This window comes from Thermosediminibacter oceani DSM 16646 (assembly GCF_000144645.1).
In the GTDB taxonomy this organism is placed as follows: Bacteria; Bacillota; Thermosediminibacteria; order Thermosediminibacterales; family Thermosediminibacteraceae; genus Thermosediminibacter; species Thermosediminibacter oceani.
Window position 1 is genome coordinate 475,588 of the sequence record NC_014377.1, and the last position, 15,563, is coordinate 491,150.

Sequence of the window (15,563 nt, forward strand, 5' to 3'; positions counted from 1 at the left end):
TCTTCATCCGCCGCTTTTACTGAGGAGCCTTACCAGGAGGTTTATCAGTTCCTCCCTCAATTTTCCGCTTTCCTGAAGGCAAGCGGGTTCCGGCTCCCGGACCTGTTCGGCCTTTGCCGCCACCCGGTGCTTTTCCTCATAGATTCCCGCAATGAGTCTCGCGTCCTTCATATACTCCAGCAGGGTGGCTTTGCCTAAAAGGACCCTCAGCCACTTCCCGCAGGCGAGAAGTACCCGGCAAAAGGAGCCGTTTTCTTCGATGTCCCGGATTTCGTAATAGGAAAGATAGCCAACGGTGCCGTCGTTTTCTCCCAGGGGCCTTTCCCGGAATTTCACGGGGATGAGTATGAGGGAGGGCGAAAGCGGCACCGGCACGTAGTTTCTCCTGTTGACGGCCCTGCCGTAATTTTCCCTGACGGCGGCGAGATCCACCCCGTAAGCTCTGGCGATCCGCCTTATCACGGTCCTTGTGGTATTCCCTATCAAATGCTCTTTCCCGTCCGAAGTAATCACCAAAGTTACGTTTCCTGCTCCGGCTTCGTATACCGGCACCACGGCGGCAATGCCGGCCTTTATCAGAACCTCCGTATCCTTCATCTTTCACCACCTCCCAAATTCTGGCGAAGGCGAAACTTTAAGACAATTATATCCAAACACATGTTCGGTGTCAAGGTCAAAAAGAAAAAACAAACCTATCGCCGGGGCACTCGGTCCTGGCTCCCGGTACCTTCGAGTGGCCAAGCACCCCCGAAGGCGGGATCGAGTAGACATCCATAAGGAAGCTGACGAGTTTTTTTAAAGCCTTCAGCTGGGCGGCGGTGGGCTCGGGGTGTCCCTTTTTGCCGGAGGGGTTGTCCCGGGAAGAAAAGTTTCCCGTCAGAGCGATGCCGATGGACCGCATATTCATCCCTGAGGCGGTGCAGTGGGCTCCCGGCGCGAAGTCGGGCCTGCCTTTTTCAACGCTGCCGTCGGCCCTTATAAGGTAATGGTAGCCAATGCTGATGACAACGCCGCCGTTACAGCAGGGAAATCCCCGTTCCCTGTACTCCTCGACGAGAGAAAGGGGCTCCGTAATTTTCACGCCGAAGCCCCTGGCCGCATGAATCCTGTTGATTTGTAAAGCCGAAACGTCATGGCCTGCGGTATGATGGATCACGATAAAGCGCGGGTAAAATCTTTCCATAATATATCACCTCCCCGAAATATCACGCGCTTCTGGAGGGGTTTTTGAGCCCCTCTATGACCATGGCCAGTTCGTGGATGCTCGCCGTGAGGCTTTCCATTTTGGCCTCGATCCTTACCAGCAGGTATACGGAGACGGCGATGGGAAACCCCACGTTGGCCACCTGAGCCATGAAATCTTCCATATCTCCCACCTCCAGTCTCAATATTAAAACCCCGGGCCGGAGCCCGGGGAAGGATTTACTCGCCGGGTATGATTTCCACGGCATCTCTGATGAGAATTCTGGCCCCCAGGGCTTTTACGATGTCCCCACCGCTGGTGGCGAAGAGGTTCCGGGAGACTACCAGGTCCATTACCGGCTGTATTTCCTGCGGGGTGAGGTTTTCCTTCGGGTCGGGGATCTGGATCCGGGTGGTCCTGCCGGATTCGTTCTGGAAGCTCATCTCGAGGATCTGGGCCATGCTTTTGCACCTCCTTTCCTGAAATTAGCATGCGCCGCATTACTGTTCAGTCAGCTCGATTTCCACCACCTTCCTGAAGGAGTCCACCGGGTAGTTCTGAAGGCCGGCCAGGGCTTTGGCCACTTCCATTACGTCGGCGTCGGGAGCCGAAGTCTTCAGGTTCCTGAAGGACCTGGTCCTGGTGATGGGCCTTCCGTTGTCGCCGGTCCCGGTCTGGACCACAATCTGGAGGGTGGCCTCAACGGGAGTTGCGATAACCGCCATCGATTTCACCTCCTTTCTGCGGCCCCTTTCGGCCGCCGCTTGCGATTTCACCTTCATTATACTTCCGACTACGGAAAAACAAAAAAACCGGCCGGGAGCGGGCGGGCTCACCGGCCGGAGACGAGCTGTACATAATTTTAATGTTTTGGTCCGACTACCCCGGCGAAAGGCTTTTACTGGTTAGATTCTTTACACCGCCGGAGCCGGTTCATTATACTTTAATGAAAAATATGGTATAATATACGCAAGGCTTTCAATATTTGCCAGAGAATCAGCCCATCCTGAATGGATTCGGGCCTTATTTTATCTATATTTAAACGTAAGAAGGTGGCAACTTGAAAATAAAGGTCATCCCCGAAGACTTTATAGTAAAGGAACTTGCCGACATAAAATACGCTCCGGACGGGCCGTACCGCATATACCTTTTAGAAAAAAGGCACTGGAACACCATGGACGCCCTAAAATTTATTTCCCGGGAAAATAAAGTCCCCCTTTCGAAAATAGGGTCCGGCGGCAGGAAGGACCGGCACGCTCTGACATACCAGTATATCTCGGTTCCCCGGGAATATGAGCTTCACTTTGAAAAGCCCAACGTGAGGCTTCAGTTCGTGGGTTTCGCCGACGACTTCGTATCCCCGGCCGTGCTGGAGGGCAATTACTTCGAGATAACCCTGCGCAGGATAAACCCCGGCAGTGTGGATGGAATCAAGTCGAGGCTATCGGAAGTGGAAGAGTTCGGATACCCGAACTTTTTCGACGACCAGCGGTTCGGAAGCGTGGAGGACCCGGGAGAGTTTATCGCCGAGAGGATAATAAAAAAGCACTACAATGGGGCTCTGAAACTTTACTTTACCACAGTGCACCCCGAGGACAAACGGGAGGAGAAAGCAAGGAAGCGAAAAATAGCCGAGCTCTGGGGCAGGTGGGAGGATATACTGCCGCTTTGCCGGACTCCGGTAGAAAAGGATATAATCAAAATCCTGCTGGAAGGGCAAAGCAAAAAGCACCTTGCGGCAGCACTGAACGCCATCCCAAAGGAAGAGCTCTCCATGTTCTTTTCCGCCTACCAGAGCTTTCTCTGGAACAGAACCCTGGAAAAGCTCTTACCCCTCTTTGCCGGTGAGCTCTTTACGGTGAAGGGAAAGATCATGGACTACACCTTTTACAGGACCCTTCCGCCCGGGAAACTGAAAGCCCTGAAGAAGCTGGAAATACCCACGGTGTCTTCCCGAATACCCGAAGCCGCCCCGGAAGTGAAAAAAGCGCTGGACGAAGTGCTGACGGAGCGGGGGGTAAAACCCTCGGATTTCAACCTGAAAAAGATAAGGAAATCCTTTTTCAAGTCCTTCATGAGGCCGGCGATAGTATTCCCGCAGGATCTATACTTAGGCCCCTTCGAGGAAGACGGCCTCTACGCTGGCTACCGGAAGGTTACGATAAAGTTCACCCTGCCTCCGGGCTCTTTTGCCACCATGCTTATAAAATCCTTGGGTATATAGTTTTCCATATATGGAAAATTATGATATTATTAAATTAAACAATTTATGGAAAGATCCAGGGGGGACTTTTAGTGAAAATAAAAAAAGCCGTCATACCTGCCGCTGGCCTCGGTACCCGGTTTCTTCCGGCAACCAAGGCCCAGCCCAAAGAGATGCTGCCGATAGTGGATAAGCCCACTATCCAGTACATAGTGGAAGAAGCGGTGGCCTCGGGCATCGAGGAAATCCTCATAATCACCGGCAGGAACAAGCGGGCCATCGAAGACCATTTCGACAAGTCGGTGGAACTGGAGCTGGAGCTGAAGAAAAAGGGAAAAGGAGAACTATTGAGGGTAGTCGAGGAAATATCCAACATGGTGGACATCCACTACGTCCGCCAGAAGGAGCCCCGAGGGCTGGGGCACGCCATCTACTGCGCCAGGACCTTCGTGGGCGACGAGCCCTTCGCCGTCATGCTGGGCGACGATGTTATGTGCTCAAAGGAACCGGTGCTGAAACAGATGATGGATATTTACGAGAGGTATAACTGCTCGATCCTGGGAGTCCAGCAGGTTCCGGAAGACGACGTGAGCAAGTACGGAATTATAGACGGGGCCTTTATCGAGGACCGCATCTACAAGGTCAACAACATGATCGAAAAACCGAAAAAACAGGAAGCCCCCTCCCGCATGGCGATAATGGGGAGGTATATCATAACCCCTCGCATATTTGAAATCCTGGAACATACAAAACCAGGGGCCGGGGGCGAGATCCAGCTTACCGATGCATTAAAAGAACTTTTAAACTATGAAGTAATCTACGCCTATACCTTTGAAGGGAAAAGATACGACGTCGGGGACAAGCTGGGGTATCTTGTGGCTACCGTGGAATTTGCCCTGAAAAGGGAAGAACTCCGGGATGAGTTTAGAAAATACCTGCTCGGCCTGCTGGCGGAGGATCAGGCCGGGTACTGCGAAGCGGCTGCGGGGAAAAATTCGGACTGATTCGCTGAGGATGGAAAAGATGCGGACTTATAAAATGTAAAATTATACGTATATAGCATAAAAAAGCTGCGTTCAAGCAGCTTCAGACTGTCGACAAAGTAACTGTCGACAGTCTTTTTTTGCAAAAGCTAGTACAAAAATCATCAGCTTTTTAGTAAAATTAAAGAAGATACAAAAATATTGTGGGGCGATGAAATGTTAACGAAGAAAAATCGAGAAATAATAGAGCAGGTAGAATTAGTAAGCATCGATAGCTTAGTACCTCAAGACCATCTCCTTAGGGCAGTAGAAGAAAGCATCGACTTTAATTTCATTTATGATGAAGTAAAAGACCTATATAGTGTTTTTTGCAAGAGGAAATTCCCCATTTTTGCAAAGGTTTTTCCCCAGGCACCGGTGGGGAATTTTTATGTTAACTTAATTGCCTCATGAGTGATTGCCTCATCCGGTAGCTTTGACCATCAAAGATCAATAGGTAACTGTGGTGTATTAGCCGGTCAATCATTGCTGCTGTCATCTGCTCATCGTAGAAAATGCTCGCCCAGCGGCTGAATTCCAGGTTAGTGGTAATTACTACACTGCGACGTTCATAGCAGTCCGAAATCACCTGAAAAAGTAGCTGCGCTCCTTCGCGGTCCAAAGGAACATAGCCCCATTCGTCGCAGATCAGAAGATCTGGTTTGGAAAGCTGTTTCAGTAACCCGGAAAGTTCACCTCCCTTCCGGGCTTCCACCAGCCGGTTTACCAGCGCTGCAGTGCGGAAAAACTTTACGTTGTAGCCTTTTTTACAGGCCTCCACACCGATGGCGGTGGCAAGATGGGTTTTGCCGGTTCCCACGTTGCCGTAAAGGATCAGGTTTTTCTTTTCTTCGAGAAATTTGCAATCTTTTAGGTCCTGCGGTGTAAGCCCCTGCGGGAGTTTGATTTCATCGAATATGTAGCCGGCAAAGGTCTTTATCGTGTAAAAGCCCGCATTTTTCAAAAGCCTGTCCTTTCGGCTTGCGTCTCTGTGCTCCAGTTCTAATCTTAGCAGCTTCAGCAGGTATTCTTCATGGCTTTGAGCCTCGATCTTGTCGCAGTTTTCCACTAGATTGCGGCTGAGTTTTAATGCTTTACAGCAGGCGGCGATTTCGTCCTTCAGCATAAATTGGCACCGCCTTTCAGAAAGGCTTTGTCATAGTCTTCTGCATTGAAGCGGAATGCAGTGAGTTCAGGAACCCCTTCCGGAATCTTTACCGGCTCCAACTGCGGGGTTATACCCGTTATCCTGTTATGGATGGCTACGAGGCTGTCTAAATCCTGCACTCCGTAAAGGAGAGCCTCGGCTACAGCGTTCACAGCCTGTTCAAAACTGCTTTTGGTACAAAGCACAGCCAAAGCCTTGAGCGCTTTGCCGCGCTCACTTTTGCTTAAGCCGTCGAGGTATTCCCGGAGTGGGTCCGGCAGCATGCTGTATATTCCCGAATACTTAAGGGCTCCCGGACAGCGGGAAAGCTGGGTAAGATATGGCAGCCAGTCCATGCTTTCTTGCTTGTTGTCCCCGTAAAGCCGCCGGTGGCGCACGATTTCCCGGTGGCTCTCATCCAGCGGTATGACCTCATGGGCTGTTATCTTTACAAGCACCCGGCTGTTGGCGTATTTGGGGGCGGTAGAGTATAGGTGCTTTCCACCGTTCAAGCTGAATTTGGCGTAGGCGTTGGTTTTGACTGTTATGTAACCGGCTACCTCGTAAGGAACGGTAGGCAGCTCAAGCAGAGCCTTACGGTCTTCATTAAAAAGTTCGGCTATGGATGCCTCCTTCCGGTAGTGTTCGCGGTGCATGTCCCGGTCGCACAATCGTAAAAGTTCGCGGTTAAAATCCTCCAGCTTTTCAAACCTGGGGACCGGGACAAGGAAGTTGCGCCGGTGGTATCCCACCTTGTTTTCCACATTACCCTTTTCATGGCCGGAAGCAGGGTTACAGAATACCGCTTCAAAACCATAGTGCTGCTTGAACCTCAGGAAGGCGTCGGTTAGTTTGCGCTCTCCATTTTTCGAGAGTTTCACGATAGTGCTGGCGTTATCAAACCATAGCTTACGGGGTACTCCCCCCAAGTGTTCAAATATGTCCTTAAGTCCCTGAAACAGGCATTCCTGGTTTTCTCCCTTGAAAAGCTGGGTATATCCTACGTTACTGTAGGGAAACGACAGGTTCAGATAAAATCCGTGATGCAGCGTCCCGTTTTCGTAAAAGTCTGCCTCACCGAAATCCACCTGCGCTTCACCCGGGATATGTTCCAGCGGCAGACGACATGAGTTGTCCTGGTACAATTCTTTTTTTCTCATGGCTACGTAGCCTGCTACGGTGCGGTAAGAACAGTTAAACTTATCTTGGTATTTTTCACAGAGCCTGTCATAAATCCTTTTGGCGGTATGCCTCTGCTTTTTGCGAGCTTTTTTATCTTCTTCAAGCCACTGATCTATATCCGCCTTGAAAGGGTCGAGTTTTGGGAAGGTATGTTTAACTTCTTCAACTTTAACCCTGGTGTTCCAGTCTTCTTGATAAATATACTTGCGTATAGTTTTTCGGTCTTTTTGGAATTCCCGGGCTATCTCGCTGATATTTTGCCCTTTCATAAAGAACGCTTTTCTGATATTATCAATATGGGTCATTGTGAGCATCCTCCAATCCTCCCTTGCAGTTAAGATTTCCCTAACTACAAGGGTAAAGGTTTTTAGGGGTGCCTGCAATGACCTTTGCAAATTTGGGGATTTTTGAGTTGCAAAAGTGGGGATTTTATTTTGCAACTCTGTCCATTTTAATTATGCAATAAACACCTATATAGCGAAAATACAGGAAGACCTAGTATTGACCCGGTAGTGTTAATTAAGCTACTCATGCTCCAAGCATTGTATGGAATCCGCTCCATGCGCCAAACCATCAGAGAAGTAGAAGTCAATGTAGCTTACCGTTGGTTTTTAGGCTATGGATTACAAGAAAAAATACCTCACTTTTCAACTTTTGGAAAAAACTATGAACGGCGGTTTAAGGAAAGTGATCTATTTGAAAAGATATTCGAGCGGGTGTTGATGGAAGCAATAGAATGCGGGTTTGTTAAAACAGATGCAGTATTTATCGATGCTACTCACATAAAAGCCAGTGCCAATAAGAATAAATATATCGAGAAAGTCGCTAAGCAACGGACTCAAAAATATAAGGAAGAACTTTTAAAAGAAATCAACGCCGAACGGGAAGCAAACGGTAAAAAGCCCTTTGAAGAAGAAGATGATGATGACGATAACAACAAAGGAGAAAATAGCTCTAAAAAAGTCAGGGTAAGCACCACAGATCCTGAAAGTGGGATGTTTCAAAAAGGGGAAAAAGAGCGCTGCTTTGCCTACACAGCTTCTGTAGCCTGTGACCGGAACAACTTTGTCCTTGGTGTCAAAATAGCACCTGGAAATGTTCATGACAGCCAGGTATTCTCCGATTTATTTCAAGAAGTAAACGATAAATTTTCTAAAATAGAGGCGGTAGTGGTTGATGCAGGCTACAAAACCCCCGGGATATGCAGAGAAATCATTGAGGCAGGAGCGCTTCCCGTTATGCCCTACAAGAGGCCGATGACCAAAGATGGTTACTTTAAAAAACGCGAATACGTCTATGACGAATATTATGATTGTTACATATGCCCCAACAACCAAATATTAGAATACAGCACCACCAACCGGGCGGGATACCGGGAATATAGGAGCAACCCCCAAATATGCTGTAAATGTCCCATGCGCCTACAGTGCACCAAAAGTAAAAATTACACAAAAATCATAACTCGGCATATATGGGAGCATTACATAGAAATAGCGGAAGATATAAGACACACCCAATGGGGTAAAGAACTATACAAAATGCGCGGCCAGACCATCGAGCGGGTATTTGCCGATGCGAAGGAAAAGCATGGCATGCGCTATACAAATCTACGAGGCTTGAGGAAAGTTGGACATTACCTCACGCTTCTTTTCGCATGCATGAATTTAAAAAAGCTGGCTTTATGGAAGAAAAGACGGGGAACGTTTCCGCCAACAGTCCCCGCTTTACATTCGTTTTTCTTAAAAATTTTCTTCGCCTTCAACAAAAAGCCGCTTTTAGGTTATGCATCCTAAAAGCGGCTTTGTCTACAAGCTGAAGCTGCGTTCAAGCAGCTTTTTTATTTTCTAAGAGGCCTCGTCCTTGAGCATATTCGCCAGCATGCTGGCTGTCAGATTCTGGAATTCAGGTGCTTGCATGAGGCTCAGGAACATCGGAAACCACGCACTCCCCATAGCGGCTATCTGGGACAAATCGCTAGCTTTCTCTGATTCTCCGTTGATTTTTTCCCGGGCTTTTTCCACGATCTGAGATATACTTCCTATGGCCGACTTGGTAAAATCGAGAGAACCAGATATCTTCAGGAGTGTGCTTTTAAATTCTCCGCTCTTGATGGACCGGCGCAGTGTATTTTTTAACGTAGAAGCGCCGCTGGAAACACTTCTTTCTTCAAAAGCCTCATCGCCGAGTTCCTTCCTTATTAGACCCTTAAGGGTTTCTATTTCTTCCAAAACCTTCTTTAGCTCTTCCCTGGTCATAAAAACCCTCCTTCCGGGTGTTTCATCCCATATAATATGCACAATCACCAAAGATTGCCCCCGGGAATAATGTAATATTAGAAATTTAAAGGGGGTGTTGTAAGTGGTTCCGTATATTTTGCTGTACTACAGCCTGCTTCTGGGAGTCGCAGGAGCCGTACAAAAAAAGAAAAGCCGGAAAAGATACAAGATCGTTGGCTTTAAACCCGGCGTACAAGTTATGGAAACCAGTAATATTCTCGAAAGTTACGGAATAAAGATAAAAAAGCAGCTACCGCTGATAGATGCCTGTTTGTGCGAAGTAAGTCCTTCTGCCGTGAGCCTTCAAAAATTAAGCGAAGACCCCATGATAGATTTCATAGAAGATGATTATGTAGCGACCATTCAGGGTGTACCCACAGGATTAGTTCTCGGAAGAAGCAAGGGGCAGGAGATACCCTGGGGCGTGAAAAAAGTAGCAGCCCAGTCGGCATGGAGTACCTGCAGAGGAGAAAGCGTGAGGGTAGGCATAATAGATACCGGTATAGACCTTTACCACCCGGACTTGAAGGACAACATTAAGGATGCATGCGGTATACTTGACTGCAAAAATATTCTCGACGACAACGGGCACGGCACCCATGTGGCGGGGACCATAGCCGCGCTGGATAACGATATAGGCGTCGTGGGCGTTGCGCCCAAGGTGGAAATCTATGCGGTAAAGGCCTTCGACAGGTACGGCCGCGGCAATATTTCAAATATCGTTGAAGCTCTGAACTGGTGCCTTGAGAAGAAGGTACATGTAGTAAACATGAGTTTCGGGGTGAAGAACAGGAGCTTTGCCCTCAGGCGGGCCATAGAAAAACTGTACAAAAATAACATCGTTCTGGTAGCTGCAGCGGGAAACACGGGCAAAGAGGATTCGGTACTGTACCCTGCCAAGTACCCCGAGGTTATCGGCGTCGCAGCTTTAAATATGCATGACCGCCCGGCGAGCTTCTCCAGCAGCGGGCCGGAAGTGGATATAATAGCGCCGGGAGTCGACATACCTTCAACGTACAAAAACGGGGGTTATAAGCTGATGAGCGGCACATCCATGGCAACTCCCCACGTCACCGGTGCTGCAGCGTTGCTGCTTTCCTTAACCAGGATGAGCCCTCAGGAGGTAAAGTCGTTCCTTATGGATACCGCGAGGGACCTGGGCCTTCCGAAAGAAAAACAGGGAGCGGGCCTTCTGGATGTCTCGAGCGCGGTATCAAATATAAAAAAATTAGGGAGGCTTTAAGCCGTGAGCAAATTTGAAGAGATCAGAAAAGAAATCGAAAAATCCGGGAAAACCCCCGAATCACTGGGGCAGATCTTTTCCAAGTTCGGCCTCACGCCGGATAACCCGGAATTTGCAAAAGAACTGCTGCGCGAGGCCGGCCTTGACGTAGACCTGACCCCGGAAAAAGCAGCCGAAACCGTGAAAAAAATGACCGAAAAAATCCCGCCGGAGCTTAAAAAACAGATGGCAGAACTGATGCTGGAGGTCTCTAAGTATATTCCTGCAGGGCCGATGCCTGAGGATGTGAAGAATTTTCTCCTGTCCTGGAAGGGAGAAGAAAAAGACAAAGAAACTTAAGAAAATCGACTTTCGTGTTATTGCACTATAGCAAAACTCCACAAAGGCCTAGGCGCGGTAATTGGAATATAAGGCCGGTAAAAACCCGGTCTTTTTTTGTTATGAAAAAGAAAAATATTCCTGACTAGAAGGAAATTTATGCTAAATGTAGAATAAGAAAAATGTCGAGATAGTTTCTCAATACTTCCTGCGGAAAAGTTTTTTGTGTCAAATAAACTATTGATATAACCCTGCAGGCTTGCAGGGTTACAAACTGCGGTTTACAACGAAGTCCACAATTTACTGAAAAAATTCGGCAAGTGTATAAGTGCGCAAATTCTGAGTCTAGGCGGTGAATGGATTTGGGACGCAAAAAAAGTGGAATTTCAGCGACAAAACATGACATTTCAAGAGAAAAACTGACAAATGAAAGGAATACCCTGTATTATTTAATATTTGCCGGACTTTTGATACTTCTCTTTTACCCCCCTTACTTCAGGGGGCTGTTTTTCGACAGAGAGATCCTTCCCACCCACATATACAGCGGGATTGTCTTCCTGGCATGGGTAATATACAGGAGTACAAACCTGAAAGAAACCCGGTTCTTCAGGTCATCCATAGATTATGCAGCTTTGGCCGTCGTTGGTGCGTACTTTCTCTCCATCTTTGCGGCGGTTAACCTGCGCTACGCCGTAGGCGAACTTCTCAAGTACATAAACTACTTCATCGTGTACTATCTCGTTTCGGATATAGCCAGGAGCGAAGGGGATAAAAAAATAATCCTCTGGACAATGGTAATTTCTGCCGCTGGTGTCGCCTTAGCTGGCATCGGTGCGGCAGCAGGCACGATTAACTACCCCGGCGCCTTCGTTGGTGGCAGAATTAACTCGACGCTCCAATATCCGAATACCCTGGCGGCATACCTCACCGCCGCCCTAATACTGGGCTTGGGGCTCCAGGTTACGTCGGAAAGGCGCTGGGAAATGACTATCCTTGCTGCAGTAAACTACACCCTTTTTCTGGCTTTTATATTTGCACTCTCCAGGGCCGCCTGGCTGATGTTCCCGGTATTTTATCTTATTCTCATAATAAGCATTCCCGGATTATATAAAATGAAGGTGATTGGGTATTCTTTGCAAACCTTTGCCGCGGGAATATTCGCCTCCCCTGGCTTTGATTCTAGTATCTCCGGAGGGGAAACTAGCAAAGTCTGGTTCTGGTACCTGGTGGGGCTAATCTTTGCCATAGCGGTATTTTACATATTCGAGAAATTAAGTGAGCGCTTTACCGTGCGCATAAAACCCGTTACATTACTTTCTGTTTTTGTAATTCTTACCATAATTACTGGTGTCGGTGTATATATAGCTTTTACAACAGAAAAACCCCTTACTCTGGCTCATGGTCCTAAAGAACCTGAAAGCTGGAAGACCTCATTGCATACCGTAAGTAATGTAAAACCCGATACCGAATACGTCCTGAAGGTCATAGTAACGGCAAGGCCTGGACAGGAGCAGGATAAATGGGGCGGAGCTGTCCTGATAAAGAGTGTCGATAAGAACAATAAAGAAACCGATATCAAAAGTGAATTTTTCAACAAAGCTCTGGACCATCAATTAGTAGAAATTCCATTCAAAACGAGAACGGATACCACAAAGCTTCGTATAGGCTTCGCAAACAACTTCCCCGGCACTTCCGTCACATTTAGCAATGCAGAAATTTTTGAAGCGAATGACAGAGCCGCAGGTCAGAGAATAATCTTGGCGTATAAGTACATCCCCGAAGCTGTCGCACAGAGATTATCAAGCATAAGCTTCGGCGAGTTCAGCTTTCAGGGCAGGCTCAGTTTTTACCGGGACGCCTTGAAAATAATAAAGGAACATCCGGTACTCGGGATCGGCGGAGGCGGCTGGAAGTCGGCGTATTTTGCATACCAGTCGTACCGGTATTTTACCACAGAAGTGCATAGCTTCTTTTTGCAGCTCATGGTTGAAACCGGCATAATCGGCCTGCTGACGTTCCTCGCGGTGTTGGTGCTCATTATCAGAAATATGATTATAAGTAATATAAATAAAGTGGACGATCAGAAGCACAGTGCCCTAAATACTGCCGCCCTTTCCTCCGCCGTAGCGATCCTCGGCCATAGCGCCGTGGATTTCAACATGTCTCTTCCAGCTGTCGCAATTTATCTTTGGGCTCTCTTGGGCATAGCAGCAACCATTGACGGTGGTGCAACCATCCCGGTGGCAAAAAGAGGACAACCGGCCTCTAAGTTTTACGCGACATGGGTAGTATGTGGGATCACACTCCTCTTTATCCTTGGATCGTGGACGCTTTACACCGGTTATTCTTATGGCCAGAAGGCCGTACGGGCCATCCAGAGCGGCGACATAGCGGGAGCTAAGGAAGCCTTTGAGAAAGCGTCGAAATACGATCCCTTTGCTGCCTCTTTCAAAGCTGACCTTTCACAGATTTACGATATAATAGGCGAGCAGGGAAAGAACAAAGAGTTTAAAGACAAAGCCTTAAAACTGAGGGAAGAAGCAGCCGCTATGGAGCCTTATAACGCAAAGCTAAAGAGTTTGCTTGCCGCAACTTACCTGAGAGAAGGCAGGCTGGAAGAAGGTCTATCCCTGCTGGAGGAGGCGGCAAAGCTTAATCCGTACAACATAAGCGTCTGGGAGGCTCTGGCAGAAGGATACGAAAAGGCAGCGGAAGTATATATAGTAAAGAATGAGGTTGACAGGGCAAAAGAGCTTCTGGGAAAATGCCTTGATATTCCATCAAAGATAATTGAACTTAACCGGAAATCGCCTCAAAGCGACCCGGGTGTCGTAAAACTTGTAGCTACAAAGGATTTGATGCTATATCTGAAAAAAGCGGCAATGCTTTTTGAAATCCCGAACAGCGATACTGTAAAAAAACTAAAAGACCTGGTATTTGCGGCAGACTTCAGCATCGACCTCAATGAAGATGGGCAGCCTGACCTGTGGACTATCTGGGGTGAAGGGGAAATAAAAATCAATCCGGGGGAAAATGCTCGCGTAATCCCCGCTGGTGAATCAGCAGTAACCTTATACCTTTCGGAAGGGATAAATCTTGAGCCTAACCAACCGTATATAGTAGAGCTGAAGGCGGACGTTCTCGAAGGAGGATATAAAATAGATATAGTCGCTGACAATAAAGAAGTATTTAGTTTGACGGCTGATAAAGGAGAATTTGTTGCACCAGATGATATAGAAGGAAAAGACACAAGGATTAGGATATTTGTAAATCCCAAAAGTGATATTTATTTAGGAGAGTTTTTGCTGTATAAAAAATAAATTATTCCGCGGCAAAAAACAAACAAAAAGAAGAAAAAAGCAAGCAAAAAGAAGAAATAAGGCATACAAAGGAGAAGGAAAAAAAGAATGTGGGAGAGATTAAAAGAGATATACGCTTACAGGGAAATGCTAAAAAATTTGGTATCAAAAGAGCTGAGGGCAAGGTATAAGGGATCTATTTTAGGATTTTTCTGGACCTTTTTTAATCCTCTTTTAATGCTTATAGTCTATAGCTTCGTTTTCTCTTTTATAATGCGGTCAGCCATTGAAAAGTACACCATGTTCCTTTTCGTGGCTCTTCTGCCATGGAATTACCTTTCCGGCTCTATTATTCAAGGAGCGGCTAGCTTGGTCGCGAACGCTTCTTTAATTAAAAAAGTGTACTTCCCGCGTGAACTTCTTCCCCTTTCGGTGGTGCTGTCCAACCTCGTTAACTACCTTTTAAGCCTGCTGATACTTATACCTGCCCTTTTGCTATTTAAAATTCGGTTGACCTGGGCTCTTTTAGCCTTTCCTTTAGTACTGTTAGTTGAAACTATTCTTGTAGCTTCCCTTACCCTCTTGGTATCGGTAGGCAATGTTTATTTTCGGGATTTGGAACACATAACCGGAGTCTTCATGACTGTATGGTTTTTCCTTACTCCGGTAGTTTACTCAACCGAGATGGCGCCTCCTAATGCGAAAAAGTTTTTCGCATTAAACCCAGCAGCCCATATTGTCGAAGCCTACCGCGACATATTCTATAAAGGCATATGGCCTGACTGGAATGCTCTTTTATATGTCGGCTTGAGCTGCCTAATCTTGTTCTGTATAAGCCTCTTAGCATTCCAGCGCTGGCAGCAGGCTGTGGCAGAAGAAATATAGGAGAAAAATGGAAGAAGGGTTTAACTTGGCAAAGGAAGTATCTAAAGAAGTGGCTATAGAAATAAAAGATGTATGGAAAAAATTTCGAATCTACCACGAAAAAACTTATAGCTTGAAAGAAAGGATTATATTCTGGGGCCGAAATAAAGGCGAGGATTTTTGGGCCTTAAAAGGGATAAACCTGACCATCCCTAAAGGCAGTACTGTAGGGCTTCTAGGACGCAATGGTTCGGGTAAGAGCACCTTGCTAAAGATAATAAGCCGTATCCTTTACCCCACTCGTGGTGAGGTGAAAATAAACGGCCGAGTTTCTACTCTATTGGAACTTGGGGCTGGCTTTCACCCGGAATTCACAGGACGGGAGAACATCTTTCTCAATGCCTCCATCCTGGGCCTGACAAGGAAGGAGATAAAGGAGCGACTCGACGACATCATCGCTTTCGCGGAGCTCGGCGATTTCATCGATAATCCTGTACGCAATTATTCATCGGGTATGTATACAAGACTAGGTTTCGCAGTAGCCGTACACGTTGATCCTGAGATTCTACTTATTGATGAGGTCTTGGCTGTAGGTGACCTAGCTTTCCAGGAAAAGTGCCTGACTAGGATAAGAGAGCTGCAGAAAAGGGGTACTACTATTATCCTTGTTTCGCATTCACCTAAACAGATAGAAGATTTATGCGATAACGCTGTGTGGCTGGACAAGGGAGAGGTAAAGATGCAGGGCCCGGTTAGGGAAGTAACGAAAGCATATAGTGAATTTATGAAAGCTGTTGAAGGATTATAGTTATTTTTTTAAATCGGA

15 protein-coding genes and 2 pseudogenes are annotated in these 15,563 nt (G+C 47.2%); 9 read left to right on the top strand and 8 right to left on the bottom strand.

Annotation, left to right across the window (positions count from 1 at the left end):
- Nucleotides 1-3: 3 nt before the first annotated feature.
- The 5 genes from TOCE_RS02405 to TOCE_RS02420 all read right to left on the bottom strand — a co-directional run bounded on the left by TOCE_RS02405 (nt 4) and on the right by TOCE_RS02420 (nt 1,908).
- Nucleotides 4-597 carry a hypothetical protein gene (locus TOCE_RS02405; protein ID WP_013275301.1) on the bottom strand — a complete coding sequence of 198 codons (594 nt, stop codon included), beginning with the start codon at nt 595-597 and terminating at the stop codon, nt 4-6.
- Nucleotides 598-673: 76 nt separating this feature from the next.
- Complete coding sequence (locus tag TOCE_RS02410; RefSeq protein ID WP_013275302.1) at nt 674-1,183, bottom strand: peptidoglycan recognition protein family protein; 510 nt, start codon at nt 1,181-1,183, stop codon at nt 674-676.
- Nucleotides 1,184-1,205: 22 nt separating this feature from the next.
- Nucleotides 1,206-1,367: a YvrJ family protein gene (locus TOCE_RS11830; RefSeq protein ID WP_013275303.1), complete on the bottom strand. Its 162-nt coding sequence runs from the start codon at nt 1,365-1,367 to the stop codon at nt 1,206-1,208.
- A gap of 55 nt (nt 1,368-1,422) precedes the next feature.
- Nucleotides 1,423-1,644: a DUF2922 domain-containing protein gene (locus tag TOCE_RS02415; protein WP_013275304.1), complete on the bottom strand. Its 222-nt coding sequence runs from the start codon at nt 1,642-1,644 to the stop codon at nt 1,423-1,425.
- Nucleotides 1,645-1,683: 39 nt separating this feature from the next.
- Nucleotides 1,684-1,908, bottom strand: coding sequence for a DUF1659 domain-containing protein (locus TOCE_RS02420; protein ID WP_013275305.1), 225 nt, complete (start codon nt 1,906-1,908; stop codon nt 1,684-1,686).
- Nucleotides 1,909-2,243: 335 nt separating this feature from the next.
- On the opposite strand from TOCE_RS02420, the gene truD reads away from it, so the two are divergent.
- From truD to TOCE_RS12555, 3 genes and pseudogenes are all read left to right on the top strand, one after another.
- Nucleotides 2,244-3,407, top strand: coding sequence for a tRNA pseudouridine(13) synthase TruD (truD, locus tag TOCE_RS02425; RefSeq protein WP_013275306.1), 1,164 nt, complete (start codon nt 2,244-2,246; stop codon nt 3,405-3,407).
- A 71-nt stretch (nt 3,408-3,478) separates the two neighbouring features.
- Nucleotides 3,479-4,390: a UTP--glucose-1-phosphate uridylyltransferase GalU gene (gene galU / locus TOCE_RS02430; RefSeq protein WP_013275307.1), complete on the top strand. Its 912-nt coding sequence runs from the start codon at nt 3,479-3,481 to the stop codon at nt 4,388-4,390.
- A gap of 195 nt (nt 4,391-4,585) precedes the next feature.
- A pseudogene (locus TOCE_RS12555) lies at nt 4,586-4,732 on the top strand (IS5/IS1182 family transposase); the annotation flags it as partial.
- A gap of 70 nt (nt 4,733-4,802) precedes the next feature.
- On the opposite strand, the gene istB reads toward TOCE_RS12555, so the two are convergent.
- Nucleotides 4,803-5,534 carry an IS21-like element helper ATPase IstB gene (gene istB / locus TOCE_RS02440; RefSeq protein WP_013275115.1) on the bottom strand — a complete coding sequence of 244 codons (732 nt, stop codon included), beginning with the start codon at nt 5,532-5,534 and terminating at the stop codon, nt 4,803-4,805.
- Nucleotides 5,528-7,042: an IS21 family transposase gene (gene istA / locus TOCE_RS02445; protein ID WP_083768520.1), complete on the bottom strand. Its 1,515-nt coding sequence runs from the start codon at nt 7,040-7,042 to the stop codon at nt 5,528-5,530. Before istA ends, istB begins: the two co-directional genes overlap by 7 nt.
- Before the next feature lie 174 nt (nt 7,043-7,216).
- Between istA and TOCE_RS02450 the strand changes: the two are divergent.
- A pseudogene (locus TOCE_RS02450) lies at nt 7,217-8,530 on the top strand (IS1182 family transposase); the annotation flags it as partial.
- A gap of 51 nt (nt 8,531-8,581) precedes the next feature.
- On the opposite strand, the gene TOCE_RS02455 reads toward TOCE_RS02450, so the two are convergent.
- Entirely contained in the window at nt 8,582-8,992 is a 411-nt protein-coding gene (locus tag TOCE_RS02455) for a hypothetical protein (protein ID WP_013275309.1), read from the bottom strand.
- A 103-nt stretch (nt 8,993-9,095) separates the two neighbouring features.
- On the opposite strand from TOCE_RS02455, the gene TOCE_RS02460 reads away from it, so the two are divergent.
- The 5 genes from TOCE_RS02460 to TOCE_RS02480 all read left to right on the top strand — a co-directional run bounded on the left by TOCE_RS02460 (nt 9,096) and on the right by TOCE_RS02480 (nt 15,545).
- Nucleotides 9,096-10,256: a S8 family peptidase gene (locus TOCE_RS02460; RefSeq protein WP_013275310.1), complete on the top strand. Its 1,161-nt coding sequence runs from the start codon at nt 9,096-9,098 to the stop codon at nt 10,254-10,256.
- Between the two features lie 3 nt (nt 10,257-10,259).
- Entirely contained in the window at nt 10,260-10,595 is a 336-nt protein-coding gene (locus TOCE_RS02465; protein ID WP_013275311.1) for a hypothetical protein, read from the top strand.
- Between the two features lie 341 nt (nt 10,596-10,936).
- Nucleotides 10,937-13,894, top strand: a complete 2,958-nt coding sequence (locus TOCE_RS02470; protein WP_013275312.1) for an O-antigen ligase family protein — start codon at nt 10,937-10,939, stop codon at nt 13,892-13,894.
- An 87-nt stretch (nt 13,895-13,981) separates the two neighbouring features.
- Entirely contained in the window at nt 13,982-14,758 is a 777-nt protein-coding gene (locus TOCE_RS02475; protein ID WP_013275313.1) for an ABC transporter permease, read from the top strand.
- 25 nt (nt 14,759-14,783) lie between these two features.
- The gene (locus TOCE_RS02480) at nt 14,784-15,545 is read left to right on the top strand and encodes an ABC transporter ATP-binding protein (protein WP_013275314.1); all 762 of its coding nucleotides are present in this window, start codon (nt 14,784-14,786) and stop codon (nt 15,543-15,545) included.
- Nucleotides 15,546-15,563 lie beyond the last annotated feature (18 nt).